This is a genomic window from Variovorax sp. 01T439_2, from assembly GCF_056398445.1.
This window is the reverse complement of sequence record NZ_JBFTPJ010001082.1, coordinates 1-1,823: the sequence shown is the minus strand read 5'-3', so window position 1 is coordinate 1,823 and position 1,823 is coordinate 1. Positions and strand designations below refer to the sequence as shown.

Annotated in this window: 4 protein-coding genes; all 4 read left to right on the top strand. The window is 67.0% G+C overall.

What is annotated here, in order from left to right; genetic code table 11:
• Window positions 1–406: sulfate ABC transporter substrate-binding protein (locus AC1DOC_RS32150; RefSeq protein WP_478131383.1), on the top strand; the 406-nt coding region annotated here is incomplete at its 5' end.
• Between the two features lie 50 nt (window positions 407–456).
• Window positions 457–1,041, top strand: coding sequence for an NADPH-dependent FMN reductase (ssuE, locus tag AC1DOC_RS32145; protein WP_027730598.1), 585 nt, complete (start codon window positions 457–459; stop codon window positions 1,039–1,041).
• Between the two features lie 118 nt (window positions 1,042–1,159).
• Complete coding sequence (locus AC1DOC_RS32140; RefSeq protein ID WP_012748080.1) at window positions 1,160–1,294, top strand: hypothetical protein; 135 nt, start codon at window positions 1,160–1,162, stop codon at window positions 1,292–1,294.
• Window positions 1,295–1,335: 41 nt separating this feature from the next.
• A partial coding sequence (locus AC1DOC_RS32135; protein ID WP_478131382.1) for an ABC transporter substrate-binding protein occupies window positions 1,336–1,823 on the top strand: 488 nt, incomplete at its 3' end.

Genomic DNA, 1,823 nt, shown 5'->3' with positions numbered 1-1,823 from the left:
CTTCGTGCAGCGCGGCGTGGGCGACGTGCTGCTGGCCTGGGAGAACGAAGCCTTCCTGGCGCTGAAGGAATTCGGCGCCGAGAAGTTCGAGATCGTGGTGCCGTCGATCTCGATCCTGGCCGAGCCCACCGTGGCGGTGGTCGACAAGGTGGTCGACAAGAAGGGCACCCGCGCGGTGGCCGAGGAATACCTCAAGTACCTGTATTCGGACGAAGGCCAGGACATTGCGGGCCGCAACTTCTACCGCCCGACCTCGGAAAAGGCCAAGGCCAAGTACGACAAGCAGTTTCCCAAGCTCACGCTGGTGACCATCGACCAGGCCTTCGGCGGCTGGGCCAAGGCCGACAAGGAGCACTTTGCCGACGGCGCTTCGTTCGACCAGATCTACACGACCAAGCAGAAGTAATCCGCCTCGCACCTCGAAGCGAAATCCCGAAGAAAACCGAAAGTCCCTCCGTGTCCGTTCTCCTGATTGCCGGCAGTCCCTCCGCACCTTCGCGTTCCAGCGCATTGCTCGAGGCCGTGGGCGAGCGGCTGGCCGGCCGCAGCGCGCGCATCGAACGGCTCGCGATCCGCGACCTGCCGGCCCAGGCGCTGCTGCTGGCGGACTGGAACCATCCGGCCATCGAGCGCGCGATTGCGCAGGTGGCGCATGCGCGCGTGGTCGTGGTGGCGACGCCGGTCTACAAGGCCGCCTACAGCGGCGTGCTGAAGGTTTTTCTCGACCTGCTGGCGCAGAACGCGCTCAAGGGCAAGACCGTGCTGCCGCTGGCCACCGGCGGCAGCCCGCACCACATGCTCGCGCTCGACTACGCCTTGCGGCCGGTGCTGCATGCGCTGTCGGCGCGCCACATCCTGCCGGGTGTCTACGCGACCGATTCGCAGATCACGCTCACGCCCGAGAACGCCTACCAGGTGCATACCGACCTGGCCGAGCGGCTCAACGAGGCCGTCGAGGTGCTTGCGACCGAAGGGCTGAAGCTGCCCGCCACGCACGGCTTCGAACCCGTGCCGTTCTCCAGGGTGCGATGTAGTGTCTAGAACGGGTTCTTGATCGAACCCGAGTCCGGCCAGCCCCATTCCTGTTCCCGCTCTTTGAAGCCGCCGCTGCGCGGCCAGGGCGCAGCCTTGCCCGAAGTTTTTGCACAAGGAATCACGCATGAACCCCGTCGCCACCGAAGACTCCGCACTCGACGCGCAGCCCCGCTCCATCTGGAAGGCGCTGCGGGACCTGGCCATCAGCACGATCGTGGTGACCGCCATCGCGCTCATCGTCGGCTTCATCTCGGCCTGAGGCCACCTGCATCCGCATCCGCATTCGAAAAGGACGAGTCCATGACTTCCATCTCCATCCCGCGCCGCCGCCTGCTGCAAGGCGCCGCAGCCGCCGCAATCGCGTTGCCTTCCTTCGCCGCACTGGCCCAGGCGCCGGCGCGGCAGCTGCGCATCGGCCACCAGAAGGGCGCCCTCAGCATCCTCAAGGGCCGCGGCACGCTCGAGAAGCGGCTGGCGCCGCTCGGCGTCGCCGTGAAGTGGACCGAGTTCACCGCCGGCCCGGTGCAGCTCGAGGCGCTGAACGTCGGCTCCATCGATTTCGGCGACGTGGGCGAGGCGCCGCCGATCTTCGCGCAGGCCGCCGGCGCGCCGCTGGCCTACGTGGCCACCACGCTGCCGCGGCCCCAGTCGGAAGCGGTGCTGGTGCCCAAGGGCTCGGCCATCAGGACCGTGGCCGAGCTGAAGGGAAAGAAGGTCGCGCTCAACAAGGGCTCGAACGTCCACTACTTCATCGCCAAGCTGATCGAGAAGCACGGCCTTGCCTACAG